This is a genomic window from Gluconobacter aidae (assembly GCF_009547075.1).
Classification (GTDB): Bacteria; Pseudomonadota; Alphaproteobacteria; order Acetobacterales; family Acetobacteraceae; genus Gluconobacter; species Gluconobacter aidae.
Genome location: NZ_WIPH01000046.1, coordinates 1 through 15,082 on the forward strand (window position 1 = coordinate 1; position 15,082 = coordinate 15,082).

Annotated in this window: 13 protein-coding genes; 5 read left to right on the forward strand and 8 right to left on the reverse strand. The window is 59.8% G+C overall.

The window, feature by feature from the left end:
- Positions 1-177: 177 nt before the first annotated feature.
- Entirely contained in the window at positions 178-1,824 is a 1,647-nt protein-coding gene (locus tag GFJ39_RS12515) for a lactate permease LctP family transporter (RefSeq protein WP_153431641.1), read from the reverse strand.
- 191 nt (positions 1,825-2,015) lie between these two features.
- Positions 2,016-2,309, reverse strand: a complete 294-nt coding sequence (locus tag GFJ39_RS12520; protein WP_153431643.1) for a hypothetical protein — start codon at positions 2,307-2,309, stop codon at positions 2,016-2,018.
- Positions 2,310-2,405: 96 nt separating this feature from the next.
- On the opposite strand from GFJ39_RS12520, the gene GFJ39_RS12525 reads away from it, so the two are divergent.
- Positions 2,406-3,308, forward strand: a complete 903-nt coding sequence (locus GFJ39_RS12525) for a S1/P1 nuclease (RefSeq protein WP_194285376.1) — start codon at positions 2,406-2,408, stop codon at positions 3,306-3,308.
- 24 nt (positions 3,309-3,332) lie between these two features.
- On the opposite strand, the gene GFJ39_RS12530 is transcribed toward GFJ39_RS12525, so the two are convergent.
- Genes GFJ39_RS12530 through GFJ39_RS12540 form a run of 3 tightly spaced genes read right to left on the reverse strand, consistent with a single transcriptional unit; the run spans position 3,333 to position 7,610 of the window.
- Positions 3,333-4,844, reverse strand: a complete 1,512-nt coding sequence (locus GFJ39_RS12530; protein ID WP_153431645.1) for an efflux transporter outer membrane subunit — start codon at positions 4,842-4,844, stop codon at positions 3,333-3,335.
- Positions 4,841-5,917 carry an HlyD family secretion protein gene (locus GFJ39_RS12535; protein ID WP_153431647.1) on the reverse strand — a complete coding sequence of 359 codons (1,077 nt, stop codon included), beginning with the start codon at positions 5,915-5,917 and terminating at the stop codon, positions 4,841-4,843. Before GFJ39_RS12535 ends, GFJ39_RS12530 begins: the two co-directional genes overlap by 4 nt.
- 16 nt (positions 5,918-5,933) lie before the next feature.
- Positions 5,934-7,610, reverse strand: a complete 1,677-nt coding sequence (locus GFJ39_RS12540; protein WP_153431649.1) for an MFS transporter — start codon at positions 7,608-7,610, stop codon at positions 5,934-5,936.
- Positions 7,611-7,779: 169 nt separating this feature from the next.
- On the opposite strand from GFJ39_RS12540, the gene GFJ39_RS12545 reads away from it, so the two are divergent.
- Positions 7,780-8,754, forward strand: coding sequence for a LysR family transcriptional regulator (locus GFJ39_RS12545; RefSeq protein ID WP_153431650.1), 975 nt, complete (start codon positions 7,780-7,782; stop codon positions 8,752-8,754).
- Positions 8,755-8,775: 21 nt separating this feature from the next.
- Here the strand turns inward: GFJ39_RS12545 and GFJ39_RS12550 are convergent, their stop codons facing one another.
- Entirely contained in the window at positions 8,776-9,693 is a 918-nt protein-coding gene (locus GFJ39_RS12550; protein ID WP_153431652.1) for a LysR family transcriptional regulator, read from the reverse strand.
- A gap of 131 nt (positions 9,694-9,824) precedes the next feature.
- On the opposite strand from GFJ39_RS12550, the gene GFJ39_RS12555 reads away from it, so the two are divergent.
- Positions 9,825-10,415 (forward strand): NAD(P)H-dependent oxidoreductase, encoded by a 591-nt coding sequence (locus GFJ39_RS12555; RefSeq protein WP_153431654.1) that lies wholly within the window; start codon positions 9,825-9,827, stop codon positions 10,413-10,415.
- 37 nt (positions 10,416-10,452) lie between these two features.
- Here the strand turns inward: GFJ39_RS12555 and GFJ39_RS12560 are convergent, their stop codons facing one another.
- Complete coding sequence (locus GFJ39_RS12560; RefSeq protein WP_153431656.1) at positions 10,453-11,610, reverse strand: iron-containing alcohol dehydrogenase; 1,158 nt, start codon at positions 11,608-11,610, stop codon at positions 10,453-10,455.
- Between the two features lie 287 nt (positions 11,611-11,897).
- Between GFJ39_RS12560 and GFJ39_RS12565 the strand changes: the two genes are divergently transcribed.
- Together GFJ39_RS12565 and amaB are read left to right on the forward strand one after the other, a co-directional pair.
- Positions 11,898-12,212, forward strand: coding sequence for an antibiotic biosynthesis monooxygenase family protein (locus GFJ39_RS12565; RefSeq protein WP_153431658.1), 315 nt, complete (start codon positions 11,898-11,900; stop codon positions 12,210-12,212).
- A gap of 179 nt (positions 12,213-12,391) precedes the next feature.
- The gene (gene amaB / locus GFJ39_RS12570) at positions 12,392-13,930 is read left to right on the forward strand and encodes an L-piperidine-6-carboxylate dehydrogenase (RefSeq protein ID WP_153431659.1); all 1,539 of its coding nucleotides are present in this window, start codon (positions 12,392-12,394) and stop codon (positions 13,928-13,930) included.
- On the opposite strand, the gene GFJ39_RS12575 is transcribed toward amaB, so the two are convergent.
- Entirely contained in the window at positions 13,931-14,896 is a 966-nt protein-coding gene (locus GFJ39_RS12575) for a retroviral-like aspartic protease family protein (RefSeq protein ID WP_194285377.1), read from the reverse strand.
- Positions 14,897-15,082: the final 186 nt, after the last annotated feature.

A 15,082-nucleotide genomic window follows, 5' to 3' on the forward strand; every position in this document is an offset into this window, starting at 1 on the left:
GTCCTTCGTGAATTAGGCAGATTCGGCACCGGGTCCTCATCTGGGGCTTTTTTGATGTTGCGAATGTTTCGCAACTTGGTGCCTTGATGAACAAATAGAGTATTTTTAGGGGGCCGTAAGAGAAAAGGGCGCAGATGTAACCTGCGCTCCTTCGATACTGCTCTCAGCAGGAATGGGCTATGTGCCCACCCCCATGAAGACCAGCGCCGTTGTCATCAGTCCGACCAGAATGGCCAGAACGATGCTGCATTTGAGCGTGAACTGGAGCAGGGCGCCTTCCTGCCCCACCAGACCCACGGCGGCCGAAGCCACGGCGATGGATTGCGGAGAGATCATCTTGCCCACCGCGCCCCCAACCGTATTGGCCGCGACCAGAAGCTCTCCGCTGACCCCGATCTGACGGCCGGTTGCCGCCTGAAGCCCGCCAAACAGCGCATTTGAGGACGTATCGGAGCCTGTCAGGAAAACACCCAGCCAGCCGAGCAGGGGCGCGAAGAAAGTGAACGCGCCCTTGCTCATCGCCAGAACGAGGGCCAGCGTCGTGGAAAGGCCCGAATAGTTGGCCAGAAACGCGAAGGCCAGCACCATCCCGATGGCATAGATGGGCGTTTTCAGTTCCCGCAGCGTATCCGTAAAGGTCGCGATAGCGTCCTTCGGGCGCATTTTCAGGAACAGGACGGACATGACGCCCGCCAGCAGGATCGCCGTACCCACGGAAGAGACGAAATCCACTTTGAAGATCGCGGCATAAGGCGTCGGGCCGGGAACGATCGGCGCCATTTTCAGGACGAGGTTGTGCAGCCCCGGGAAGCGGATGACGAGCACCGTCCAGTCCAGCGGTCCACCTGCCGTGAAGAGCGCCTTGAAGGGTTTGATGCTCCAGACAGCCACGAAAGCCGTCAGGATGATGAAGGGGGACCAGGCTCTCAGGATCTGCGGCGGCGTATAGGTTGCTGTCTCGACAACGGCGTCAGCGGGGGTGTCACCCGTATCGAAGCGGAAAATCCGGCTTGGCTTCCAGATCCGAAGGAAAACCGGGATCGCCACCATCGTCACCAGAGGCGCAATGATGTCGGGGAGTTCCGGGCCGATCAGGAGGGCCGTCAGGGTCTGTGTTACGGCGAAGGTGGCGCCTGTGACGAGAATGACAGGCCATGTCTCACGGATGCCCCGTAGCCCGTCAACCACGCCGACCAGCCAGAACGGGATGACGACGCCGATTACGATCAACTGCATCACGACCAGTCGGCCGACCATGTATGGTTCCGCTCCGATCACCTGGGCCCCCACGATCACGGGGATGCCCATCGCTCCGAACGCACCTGGTGCCGCATTGGCGATCAGGCACAGCCCGGCGGCGTAGATCGGAGGAAAACCGAGACCGACGAGCAGGGCTGTCGTGATGGCCACCGGCGCACCGAAACCGGCAGCGCCTTCCAGAAACGCCCCGAACGCGAAGGCGACGAGAAGCAACTGGATACGCTGGTCTTCCGAGACCGTCGAAATCGAATGGCGGATGATGTCAAACTGACCCGTCCGGACGGAGACTTTATAGAGAAAGACCGCCCCGATGATGATCCATGAAATGGGCCATAAGCCGTAGGCAAAGCCATAAAGACACGCCGCAAGGGCCATAAAGACGGGCATGCCATAGAATGCGACAGCCAGCGCGAAGGTAATTCCGACAGTAATCGTACAGGCAATATGCCCTTTCATGCGCAGGTACAGCAGGGCGAAGAAGAAAAACAGGATCGGAATGAGAGCGACCGCGCCGGAAATCCAGATATTTCCTATGGGATCGTAGACTTGTGCCCAGGGTGACATTCAGGGAGTCTCCAAAATAAAAATTAAGTGATAATTGGAAAATTGATCTCTTTTTCTCGTGTTATTTTGCGGATCGTATTTTTTGAAAACAGCAGGCGCAATAAGGACTGAATGTAATCGACGGTAAAATTTATGACATACTGTTTTAATTAGTTAGTTTATTGGCATCCATATTTTATGGAAATTTTATTTCAGATGTACGTTGAATAATAAAAACGCTTTTCTGTTTGGGTAATCTTTCTGAAAAATTTTGCCTCAGGGCAGGGAGAAATGACAGGATATATCATCTGGACAAAGACATTCTCTGAATACTTGTCGCGACTGGCGGCAGTGGCTTCATGACTATTTGCATCTGGAATGAAAAACGGGGGCAGACGGGGAAGATTTTTTGGACTGCCTGACGTATGCGGCAGGAGGTTCTGTTTTCTGTAACCCTGGCAAGCGGGGCGGGAGGATTTCCGGAACACGGAAATATGTGCGGTCACGACGCCGTGGTCCGTACCGCGGAATACCTTGTGGTGCTCTCGAAACGGTGAGAAACTGGGGCAGCATCACTTTCAGAGTTGGACAGTCGGGTTTCCATGCATTTTCGTCTTCTTTGTGCGTCCCTGATCGGGGCCGGCTCTCTTGTCTTTTCTTCCAGCGCATTTGCATGGGGCCCTTACGGTCATGCGATCGTGGCGGATATCGCGCAGGAGCGTCTGACGCCGCAGGCCCGGAAGGCTGCTACGGCCCTACTGGCCCTTGAGAACCATCAGACCCTCGATCAGGTCGCCTCCTGGCCCGACACGATCGGTCATGTGCCCAGGAACAAGGGCGGCGCACCGGAAACCCTGAAATGGCATTACGTCGATATCGACGTGTCCCATCCGGCTTACGATCAGGCGCGCGACTGTCCCGATCATGCCTGCGTTGTCGAGAAGCTGCCCCAGGAGATCAAAATCCTCGCCGACACGCATGCTTCGTCTCAGGACCGGCTGGTTGCCCTGAAATGGGTGGTGCATCTGGTGGGGGACATCCATCAGCCGCTGCATGCCGCCGAGCGCAATAACGACAAGGGCGGTAACGCCATCCGCCTGACCTATTTCGGCGATAACGCCAATGGCCACATGAACCTGCATTCCCTATGGGACGAGGGGGTGATCGACCGTCAGGCGGATCTGCATGTCGGCCCGTTCTACAGCATCGATCCGGCGCGCGCGAAGCAGGAGGCCGATCGTCTCGGCGCCTTAATCACGCCGGATGAGACGAAATACTGGGTGCAGGATCTGGACGGCGGCGATGTTTACAACGCGACAGTCGACTGGGCCGACGAGAGCCACTCCCTGGCCCGTAGTGTGGCCTATGGCGCTCTTCCGGCCAACAAGGGCGCGGATGTGGGTAAGGCTTATACCGAGTTGACATGGCCGATCATGGAACTGCGCCTGGAACAGGCGGGCGTGCGTCTGGCAGCCGTCCTCAACACCGCCCTGAACGGCGGCTGAGAACAGTGTCTGTGTGGATGGACGTCAGGATTTCTGCGTCCATCCACCACCCAGAGCCCGGTACAGATGGGCCACGGAAACAGATACGCCAGCACTGGATTCAGCCAGCGCGCTCCGGCTTGCCAGAAGGGCATTCTGCGTCGTCAGGACGTTGAGGAAGTCTCCCGCACCCTGACTGTACTGAAGCTGCGCGATATGCACGGCGGTTTCGTCTTCCGAAACCGTTTCTTCCAGCCGCTTCCGACGCTCCTGCGCGGCACTCAGATCCGCCATGGAATCATCGACTTCTTCCCAGGCTTTCAGAAGCGTGCGCTGCAAGGCAATCGCCGCTTCCTTCTGCTGGGCCCGGCGCAAGTGAAGCTGTCCGGTCAGGCGTCCGCCCTCGAACAGGGGCAGGGTCATGGTCGGGCCGAACCCGTACTGACGGGACGCCCATGAGCCTAAGCCACTGAACTGCAACGCCTGAATATCCAGACTGCCAGACAGCGTGACGCGCGGGAAGAAATCCGCGACCGCCACGCCGATACTGGCTGTCGCGGCATGGAGATGATCTTCGGCAGCCCGCACATCCGGGCGGCGCTCGGCCAGTTCAGAGGGCAGACCGACCGGAATGATATCGGGGACGGGCGGGATCGTCCGGGACGATCCAAGTCTGTCCTTTAGCGCGCCGGGTTCGCGCGCCGTCAGGAAGCTCAGCGCGTTCACGAGATGCACTTCCTGACTTTTCAGGACCGGGAGACGCGCATCGAAGCCATGCATCTGCCCACGGGAATAGGCGACATCGAGCTTCGTTGCCGTGCCCTGTGCAAAGCGCAGTTCCGTGAGCTTCACGCTATGCTGTGCGATGGCGATGCTCTGCTGGGTGATGCCGATCTGCGTCTGGATGTTACGCAGGTTCAGGTAGTCCTGCGCGGTCTCGGCCATGAGCGAGACCAGCACATCGCGGCGCAGTTCGTCGGTTTCATGCATGGCCGCCGTGGCCGCTTCGACCTGCCGGCGGACATGCCCCCAGAAATCAACTTCCCAGGATGCGCTCAGCCCGTATTGCGGCAGATTGAACGACGGATTACCCTTCGCTCCATCCGCTGCTGCCGGGCCAAAACCCTGCTGTCCGCTGGCGATCTCGCCGGGTCCGGCCTGCTGCGTCGTTCCCAGAAGGCCAAGAATACCATTCGTGCTGGCCCGTTCGCGGGCATAGGACGCTGCCCCGTCCATATGCGGCATCTGGGCCGCACTGGCGATCCGTCGCTCCGCCTGGCTTTCCGTGAAATGCAGGGCAGCCTCGCGCAGGTCGAGGTTGTTGCGCGCTACGTCTTCTTCCAGCGCTGTTAGCGTCGGATCACGATAGATCCGCCACCACTGCGCCTCGATTGTGGAGGTTTCCTGCGGGTGGCTCGCAGCAGGGGCGAGGCTCTGGTGCCAGTGGGCCGGCGCATGCGGATCGGGACGATGATAATCCGGCCCCACCGTGCAGGCGGACAGTGCGGTCAGGGCCAGAAGAAGGCAGCGGGAAGGCTGGAACAGGGAAGGGCTCATTTCCAGAGATACCGCTCGTCATGGGCATGAATGCCTTCAGGCGTGGAGGACGTGTCGATCCGCGCTTCAACGGACATGCCGACGCGGACCTTTTCTGCCAGAGGCTGACCGGGATCGAAGGTCAGCTTGACCGGCATGCGCTGCACGACCTTCGTGAAGTTACCCGTCGCATTGTCCGGCTGGATCGCGGCAAAGGCCACACCTGTCGCCGGGGCCAGACTGTCCACATGCGCCTTGAGCGGATGACCGGGGAACGTATCGACCCAGATCGTCGCACTCTGGCCGGTCCGGACTTTCGTCAGTTGAGTTTCCTGAAAATTCGCCAGCACATAGGCTTTGCGGACCGGCACGACCGCCAGCAGTCCCGTGCCCGGATGGACATACGCACCGACACGCACGCCACGCTCGCCGACCACACCATCCACGGGGGCGGGGATGGTGCAGTAGGACAGGTTCAGTTCGGCCTGATGCTCCGCACTTTGAGCTTTGAGCAGCGCGCCCTGCGCCTTTTCAAGCTGCGCCTTCAGTACTGCGACCTGCTGTTCGGCCGTGCTGGTTTCGGCCTTGTCGCGAGCGAGGGCGGCGACGGCTTCAAGCTGCCGGGCTTCCGCGCCCTGCTGCTGCTCGATCGTGCTCGCCCCACCGGCGGAGAGATTGCGATATCGCGCCGCGTTCTGCCGGGCAAAGACCAGTGCGGCCTCGTCGGACTGCACGGTATATTTCGCCGCGTCGACGATGGAGCCCTGACGGTCCAGCAAAGCCTGAAGGTTGTCCACGTCACCCTGCGCTGCGGCGGTATCACCCCGGGCGGCCCCCAAAGCCGCGCGGTAGTCGTCGTCCTCGATATGGGCGAGTTCTTCCCCGGCATGGACGTATTCGTTGTCCTCCGCCAGCACGCGGTCGATACGGCCCGAGACTTTCGGAGCCACGGTCGTGAAATCGGCCGTGACATAGGCGTCGTTGGTTTCCTGACGGATGCCGTCACCCACGAAGAAGCGGTCAGCCGTCCAGGCCAGACCTGTCAGCAGGACGACCGCACATCCGGCCAGAAGAAGGGGTTTTCCATAAATCATGTTCAAGACAGGTCCGTCAGTGCGCGGTGGCGGGAATGGGTGAGGGAGCGGGTTCGGGATCCGGTTCACGGGCCGCGGCAGGAATGGCGGGAGCAGGTCCCTTTCCGGGCGGATAGACCCGTTTCGGCAGCACGGCGGTAAGCGCGACATAAAAGATGCAGATGCACATCACGACGAAATAGATGTCCACCAGTGCCAGTGTGATCGACTGTTCGTGCAGATAGGTGTGGAAGATCTGAAGCGTGTTGCGCGCTACATGATCGCTGTCGGGGGAGGTATTTCTGATTGCCGCATGGATCGGATCGCCCATGCCCGAGAGTGACGTGGCGTTGTTGCCCGCCCGGTCCAGAAGCATCGTGGAATGATACTGTTCCCGGCGGCGCAGCAGGATTTCAAAAATGGCGGTTGCGAAGGCATTGGCCATGCCCTTGAGCATGTTCACCATGCCCGAGATGAACGGTCCGTCCGCCGGGCCCAGCGACATGGTCGCCAGCATCAGCACCGGGATCACGACCATCGGCTGGCCGAGGATCTGAAGCCCCTGCATGACGTAGAAATTGTCCCGCACCCAGTCCGGCGTCAGCCAGGTGCCGAGGAACGCCGAGAGCGCCAGGCACGACATGCCAAACGCCAGCACATAGCGGCAGTCCACGCGCGCGGAGTTGCAGAGCGCGGCCGTCAGCGGAAGCATGATGAGCTGGGGCAGCGCGACCGTCAGCGCGACCGGTGCCGCCTGAATTGGTCGATACCCGCGCACCGCTTCGAGATACGTCATCGGCACTTCCATCATCAGTCCGCAGATGATGAGCACGCCCACGAGTGTCAGCAGAGACATCGTGATGTTGCGGTTTTTCCAGTACTGAAGCCGGAAAAACGGACTGTGATGATGCCATTCATGGAACAGGAACCCCACGAACAGCGCCCCGCCCCAGAATGTCAGATGAGAGATGACCGGCGAGCGAAACCAGTCCAGCCGGTCCCCCTGATAGAGCACCGTCACTACGCACAGGATGGACGGCACGCCAATGAAGAAACCGCGCCAGTTGAACTTTCTGAACCGTTCGAGATGCACCGGGTCGCGCGGCAGTCCGTACGCCATCATGGCGATGGCGAGGATGCTGAAGGGAATGACCTCCCAGTACAGCCAGCGCCAGCCCACATGCTCGAACCACATTGCTTCCAGCGGCCCCCCCAGATTGGGGCCGAAGGTGGCGCTCATCGCATAGCCGCCAATGCCGAACACCTTGATGGGTGGCGGCAGGTATTTCAGCATGACCGTCATCAGGACGGGTGGCAGACACCCCGCACTCAGCCCCTGTGCCGCGCGAAGGAAGCACAGCGAGACCATATCCGGCATGAAGGGCAGGGGGATCGACAGCATGGCGAGCACGGCCGTCATGAAGATCGAGAACCGATAGATCGAAAAGGTCATGTAGAACCACGGCGTGAACGCCATGGCCGCTATGTTGAAAGCTTCGTAGATCGAGGTGAACCACGTTCCCTCATCATGCCCGATATGCATCGCGCCCCGGATATCGGAGAGGCCGATTTCCGTGATGTGTTCGTTGAATCCGGCCACATGAACGGCCAGCAGCATCCCCAGACAGCCGACGATGGTCCGCACGCCGAAAGGTGGAATATAGGAGGGGTGCGCGGGCGGCGCACCTGCCGGGGGCGAAGCTGCTGGTTGCATGGGGTCTCTTTTCGTTTCCCCTCAGCCATTATCTGGAGTGTGCTGGTCCGAAAACCCACGTTTGCGGCAAGTGACGTTTCCACTTTTTGCAAGGGTTCAGGAAATCCTTTCCATTTTTACACGAAGGCGTGAGAATAAACCTGAAACCCCGCAGGAAATGGAGAAGACGATGGCGAAACGCACCGACAGCCAGAGACGCTACGATCTTGATCTCCTGCGATATCTTCAGGTTCTCGTGGAGGAAGAAAGCGTCTCGCAGGCCGCGCGTCGCATGAAAATGAGTGATGCCGCCATGAGCCGACATCTCGCCACCCTGCGGAGTGTTTTCGGAGACCCGATCCTTGTCCTGTCGGGTCGGCGCATGATGGCCACGACCTTTGCCAGCCGCATCCGCGATCGTGTCCAGAATATCGTGCGGGACGCGGATGCGCTCGTGAATGATAGCGAAACGCTGAACCTGAGGCATCTTTCGCCCTGTTTCACGATCCGCGCCAATGACCTGATCGTGGGCGCGTTCGGTCACGCGATCCTGATGGCCCTCAAGCAGGACTGCCCGGAGTGCAGCATCGTGTTCTCGCCCGAGACGGAGGAACCGGCCAGCGAAGCCCTGCGTAATAGCCGGATCGACCTCTATGTGGGCGCCACGGACGATCTACGTCCTGAAATCATGCGCCAGACCCTGTTCTTGACGTCATTCCGCGCCATGGTCCGCGAAGGGCATCCCATTTTCGCGCGAGGCATCACGCCGCAGACGCTGGTCGATTACGACCATATCAGCGTCTCCCGCAAAGGCCGGCCCTATGGCCCGATCGACGCCATTCTCAAGGAACGCTACGGCCTGACCCGCCCCATTGCGATGGTTGTGCCGACCTACCATTCCATGATCGAGACCATGCGCGAGACGGACATGATCCTGCCGCTGCCCGATATCGTTATTGACCGCCTGCCGCTTTCCCAGATCCAGCTTGAGGCTTTTGATTTTCCGTTCGAGCTGCCGCCTGTAACGTCTTTTCAGGCCTGGCATCCCCGCGTGGATACGGACGGGGTTCACCGCTGGCTGCGGGATACGGTCTTTCAGGTCATCCGCCGTGAACTCGTCCGGTTCAGGGGCGAAGGCAACGGGTCAGCATTACCGGGCGCCTGAAGAGGGATCTGGGAATTGCGTTCATAGATTTTCCCGAAGTGGTTCCAGATAGGCCTGAAGGCGCGGCACCACGAAATCCAGAAATACCCGGATACGCTGGGGAACGCGTTTGCCACCCTGATAGAGCGCATGGATTTCCTCTTCATCCCGTGTTCCGCTTTCTGCCAGAACCTCGACCAGCCGTCCTGCCGCCAGATCTTCACGTACATGGTATTCCGCCAGCCGCGCCAGTCCGGCGCCGCGCAGGGCTGCCCGCCGGACAGTCTCGCCATTATTGGCGAGCAGGGGCCCCCGCACGATCCGGTCCACGATCCTTCCGCGTTCCTGCAACGGCCAGACCGGAGCCGCCCGGCGGAAATTGAATCCCAGACAGCGATGATGCTCCAGATCGTCCACGGTTTCCGGGCGTCCGAACTGCGCCAGATAGTCCGGCGCCCCTACGATAAGCCGTGGCACGGTCCCCAGATGCCGGGCGGTCAGGCTGGAATCCTGGAGTTTCCCGACCCGGAACGCGATGTCTGTCCGGTCCAGATACAGATCCGCCATTTCATCCGACAGTGACAAATCCAGAAGAATGTCCGGATATGCCTCCCAGAACGCCGGGAGCAGCGGCTCCAGCGCCAGCGTTCCGAATGCCACGGAGGCGTTGATCCGCACTGTCCCCTTGAGCTGGACTGTCTTTTTGGACAGGAAACCTTCCATGTCATCAAGCTCTGCAATCAGAGCCTGCGCCCGGTCGTAATAGGCCAGACCTTCAGGCGTGACTGACAGCCGTCGTGTCGAGCGCTCCACAAGACGCACGCCCAGACGGCTCTCTACGCGTCCGATCAGCTTGCTGACCGTAGAGGGCGTGGTCATGGACAGGCGGGCGGCTTCGGAAAAGCTTCCGCTTTCCACGACGCGGAGAAAGATTTTCATTTCGCCGAAACGGTTATCCATCAGCTTTCCAATCTGTGAAACTGCTTCACAGGTTTTGTGCAGCCTGAAACAATTATCAAGAAACATTTATCGGTTCATAATGATTCTCAAACAGTCACATCCCCGATGCCTGACAGAATGGACATACACTCATGACAAAAATTCTTCTTCTGAATGGCGGCAAGGCGTTTGCCCATTCCTACGGACGGCTGAACGACACGCTGCAGGCTCTGGCAGCAGATATCCTGCCCAAGAGCGGCCATGAAATCCGCCAGACGAAAATTGATGATGGCTATGACGTGGAGCAGGAAGTCGAAAACTTCTTGTGGGCTGATCTGGTCATCTACCAGTGTCCCGGCTGGTGGATGGGTGTGCCCTGGACCGTCAAGAAATACATGGACGAGGTTCTGACAGCCGGGCACGGAAAGCTCTACGCCAATGATGGCCGCAGCCGGTCCTATCCCGAGAGGAAATATGGCTCGGGCGGTCTGGTGCAGGGCAAGCGTTATATGCTCTCCGTCACCTGGAATGCACCGGAAGAGGCTTTCACTGATCCGAAGCAGTTCTTTGAAGGACGTGGTGTGGACGGGGTCTATTTCCCGTTCCACAAGGCCCATGAGTTTCTGGGCATGTCGGCCCTGCCGACTTTCCTGGCTACCGACGTGATGAAGGCACCGAATGTGGATGCTACTCTTGCAGCCTACCATCAGCACCTGCAGGATGTTGTCGGCACGGCATCCTGAGCAGAAAAGGGGGCAGCCTGTAAGCTGCCCCTGACTTTTACAGGCTCATCTGCAGGACACGGCGGCTGACATCCGGCGTGATGTCTGCATATTCGCCCAGCGCCGTCATGCCATGCGCCTCAAGCTGTCCAATCAGCGGCTCGATGGCATCCTCACCAATGTCGTAGGCTGACAGGCGCGTCGGGATGTCCAGACTTTCGAAAAACTCTTCGGTCCGGACGATGGCGGCTTCGATCCGCTCGTCTTGCGTGCCTTCATGCAGGTTCCAGACACGGGCAGCGTACTGAAGCAGCTTGCCGCGCTTGGCATCTTTTCGGGCCCGAAGCATGGACGGCAGGACGATCGCGAGCGTCCGGGCGTGATCGATATCATACCGGGCCGTCAGTTCATGGCCGATGCTGTGTGTGGACCAGTCTTCCGGCATGCCAACACCGATGATCCCGTTGAGCGCCAGTGTTGCGATCCACATGAAATTAGCACGCAGCGTATAGTTTTCAGGTTCTTTCAGGACTTTTGGTCCGATTTCGATCAGGCTTAGCAGAAGTCCTTCGGCAAAGCGGTCCTGCGCCAGACCATCGGCCGGATAGGTGAGATACTGCTCCATAATGTGGACGAAGGAGTCCACGATACCATTCGCAACCTGCCGGACGGGCAGGGAATAGGTGCGCGTCGGGTCCAGGACCGAGAAGCGCGGGAAGACATGCGGGCTGCCGAAGGCCAGCTTTTCGCGTGTGGACTGGCGCGTGATGACGCTGAAGCTGTTCATTTCCGAACCCGTCGCCGGTAGCGTCAGGACGGTGCCCAGTGGCATCGCGGCTTTGACGTTTGCGCCGTGCGTCGTGAGGATACTCCACGGATCGCCTTCGAAATCCACGGCTGCGGCCACGAATTTGGTGCCGTCGATGACGGACCCGCCGCCGACGGCCAGCAGGAAGTCCAGTTTTTCCTCCCGGATGAGTTCGACGGCCTTCATCAGGGTCTCAAATGTCGGGTTGGCTTCGATGCCGCCGAATTCCCGTGTGAAGCGGCCTTCGAGCGCCTTGCGGACGGCCGGAAGCGTTCCGTTGCGTTCCGCGCTCGCCCCGCCGAACAGGATCAGGACGCGCGCTTCGGTGGGAATGTGATCGGCCAGTTTCGGGATCGTGTTCTCACCGAAAATGATGCGTGTGGGATTGTAGAATTCAAAATTCTGCATGGGTCCTGCCTTCAGAGGGGTCTTCTGATTGAGCTGCCATCAATGCGGAGTCTGCGTCTCTCAAGATGCGGCTGCGTGGTCCTGCTTTCGGATATCCTACCGGTTTTCTGCTGTCTGGCACAGATGGGAAGATGGCCCGGTTGCGGGTGGAAGCCTTGTGTGCGCTACGTTGGGGGGCCATTTCAGGAGAGGGAGTGACCAACCCAGGCGAAACCGCAGGGGTGAGCTGCCCGTTCAAATGCCCCTCAGGCTCAGGTCATGCAGGGTGAGAAAATGGGGATGCCGCGATGTATATTGCCATGAACCGCTTCAGGGTCCGGCCGGACAGCGAAGAGGCTTTTCGCAAAAAATGGCTGGATCGTGATGTTTTTCTCAGAACCGTGCCCGGATTTGTCAGCTTCCAGTTTCTTCGCGGGCCGGCGATGGAGGATTACGTCCTTTATGCCTCTCATACCGTCTGGGCGTCTTACGATGCGTTCATCGGCTGGACCCGATCGGAAGAATTCCGGGCCGCGCATGCCGGTGCCGGGCAAGGAGCGGTGCTGACGCTGGGGCCTCCGGTGTTCGAGGGCTTTCAGGTCCTGCAGGATATCCAGGCCTGAGCTTCGGTTCGTGAAGCATTGGGAAATGTCTGCTCTGGCCGCGTCATCTTGACGAACCTGTCATAACGGTTTGTGAATAGAACGAACGCGGGACCGGGCCTGAAATGCTTTTTGGTCAGCGTCATGCAGATCCGGCCGTGTCCCGCGTCCGGTATGAAAGACCCAGGACAGGAAGAACAATGACGGCATCTCTCCGTTACGAAGTGGCAGCGCTCCTCGACAGCCTTGGCGTGTCGCCTGATCTGTATGCAGGGGGCAGTCTGGCGGTGAAGTCTCCGCTGACGGGAGAGGTGATTGCCGAGGTCGCGGAAATCCGCGCGGAGCAGGCGAAGGAGACGATCGCCGGTTCGCTCGACGCGTTCAAAGCCTGGCGCAGGGTTCCGGCGCCGCGTCGCGGTGAGCTTGTCCGCCTGCTGGGTGAGGAGCTTCGGGCCAGCAAGGAGGCGCTCGGGCGTCTGGTGACGCTGGAAGTGGGCAAGGTGCCGTCCGAAGGTCTGGGCGAAGTGCAGGAAATGATCGATATCTGCGACTTTGCGGTCGGTCTGTCCCGCCAGCTTTACGGCCTGACGATCCAGTCTGAACGTCCGGATCATCGCCTGACGGAGCAGTGGCATCCCGCCGGGCCGGTGGGCATCATTTCGGCATTCAATTTCCCCGTGGCCGTCTGGTCCTGGAATGCCGCGCTGGCGCTGGTCTGTGGCGACAGCGTGATCTGGAAACCTTCGGAAAAGACCCCGCTGACGGCTCTGGCCACGCAGGCTCTGTTCCTGAAAGCCGTAGCCCGTTTCGGCAGCGATGCTCCAGCCGCGCTCAGCACGCTTCTCGTCGGGGGCCGAGAGATCGGCGAACTGATGGTGGAAGACCGCCGTGTCCCCGTCATCTCGGCGACGGGATCGACACGCATGGGCCGGAATGTCGGTGAGCGGGTGGCGCGGCGTTTCGGGCGCTCCATTCTGGAACTTGGCGGCAACAATGCGTCCATCGTAACGCCCTCCGCTGATCTGGATCTGACGCTGCGGGCCGTGGCTTTCGGTGCCATGGGAACCGCCGGCCAGCGTTGCACGACGCTGCGTCGTCTTTTTGTTCATTCCAGCGTCTATGACACGCTCGTGCCGAAGCTGGTCACTGTCTACAAGACGATTTCGGTCGGCAATCCGGTGCAGGGTGACGCGCTCGTCGGACCCCTGATTGATGCGGCCTCCTTCAGGATGATGCAGGACAGCCTGAAAGCCGCCGCGGATGCAGGTGGCACGGTTCATGGCGGAACGCGCGTCGATGTGAATGGCGAAGCGTCGTTCTATGTCCGTCCCGCAATGGTTGAGATGCCCGCGCAGACGGGGCCGGTGCTGGAAGAAACCTTCGCGCCGATCCTGTATGTCATGAAATATGACACGCTCGACGAAGCCATCGCGCTTCAGAACGATGTGGTGCAGGGCCTGTCGTCTTCGATCTTTGCGACCGATATCCGCGAGGTCGAGCAGTTCCTGTCTGCGCAGGGTTCCGACTGCGGCATTGCGAACGTCAATATGGGGCCGTCCGGCGCGGAAATCGGCGGGGCTTTCGGGGGCGAGAAGGAAACCGGCGGCGGGCGTGAATCCGGTTCCGATGCATGGAAAGCCTATATGCGCCGGCAGACCAACGCCATCAATTATGGCCGTACCCTGCCGCTTGCGCAGGGTGTGACGTTCGATGTGGATGGCGGTTCGGTGGACGCCTAATCACGGATTGCCAGAGGGGAGGGGCGCAGGTGTCGTCCCCTGGTCCGGTGTGGGCGGGGCCTGCTTTTCCTCGCTGGCATGGGTGATGCTGAGCCGGTCATGGGTTGGTGACCAGGGGAGAGCCTTCTCCTCGACATAACCCGGCGGGGGGGTGAAGTCTTCAAGCCAGAGCCTGCCCTTCATGGGATTGATCAGGACGTTGAAGTGCTTGAGGATGTCCATTCCCAGAATATTGAATTCCGCATCCGGGACGACATCCAGCGTGATGTCATGCAGCGTGTGCGAGCCGAGTTGCAGCGTACTGAAATGATGCCTGTGCCCTAGCAGAACCTCACCTGCGCCGACGCGGATTTCGTCATCCTGCGCGAGCATACGGCGTGAAATGCCCATTTTCCGCGCCACCCATTGCTGGATGATGGAGCGGTTGGCGCTGGTATTGATCTGCATGTCCACCTTGTGCCCGTCCAGCTCGGCCGTCATCTGATTGAGCTGGGGGGACTCATCATCGAACGAAACCAGGGGAATGAAGGGCCCCGGATCTTTCATGAGCGTTCCGATATCGGGGCAGTCCGGTGCTGTGTCGTAGGTGAAGATGGCCATTTTCCGGGAATAACGGTCGATCAGGACATGATAGTTCCCGAGAATGTCCCACCCGATATCCACCATCAGGAGTAGCCCGTCGGGCGCTTTCGGAGGGCGTTCACCGACCAGCAGGGCGGTCATGTCCTTGAGAACGGCCTGACCGATCTGAAGGCTGTGGACGGTGGTGGAATAGTTCCCGCCCGTTCCCGTGACGGAAATGGTCCTGACGGGATCTTCGCGGTAAAAATCAAATCCCTTCGCGTCCCAGACACTCGTGCGCGTGGTGAAGGTCGAGAAAAAGGCGCCGACGTCATGGTCATTCACCCGGACATGAATCACGGGAGCGCCGGCGGGGTTCAGAAAAGGCAGGACTTCGCTTGTCATGACGCAGTCATGAATGGATCTGGCCTGGGCGGACGGGATGAGGGCGAGCAGAGCGAAAAAGGCAGAAGAAATAGTCCGCCTGAAAGACAGTCTGCCCATCACTGATCCTAACTCAAGGGCGAGGTGATCCTGCCAGAACCTTGTCCCGTTTCCCCGCGAAAGCCAAATGCTTTCACGGGGATGCAG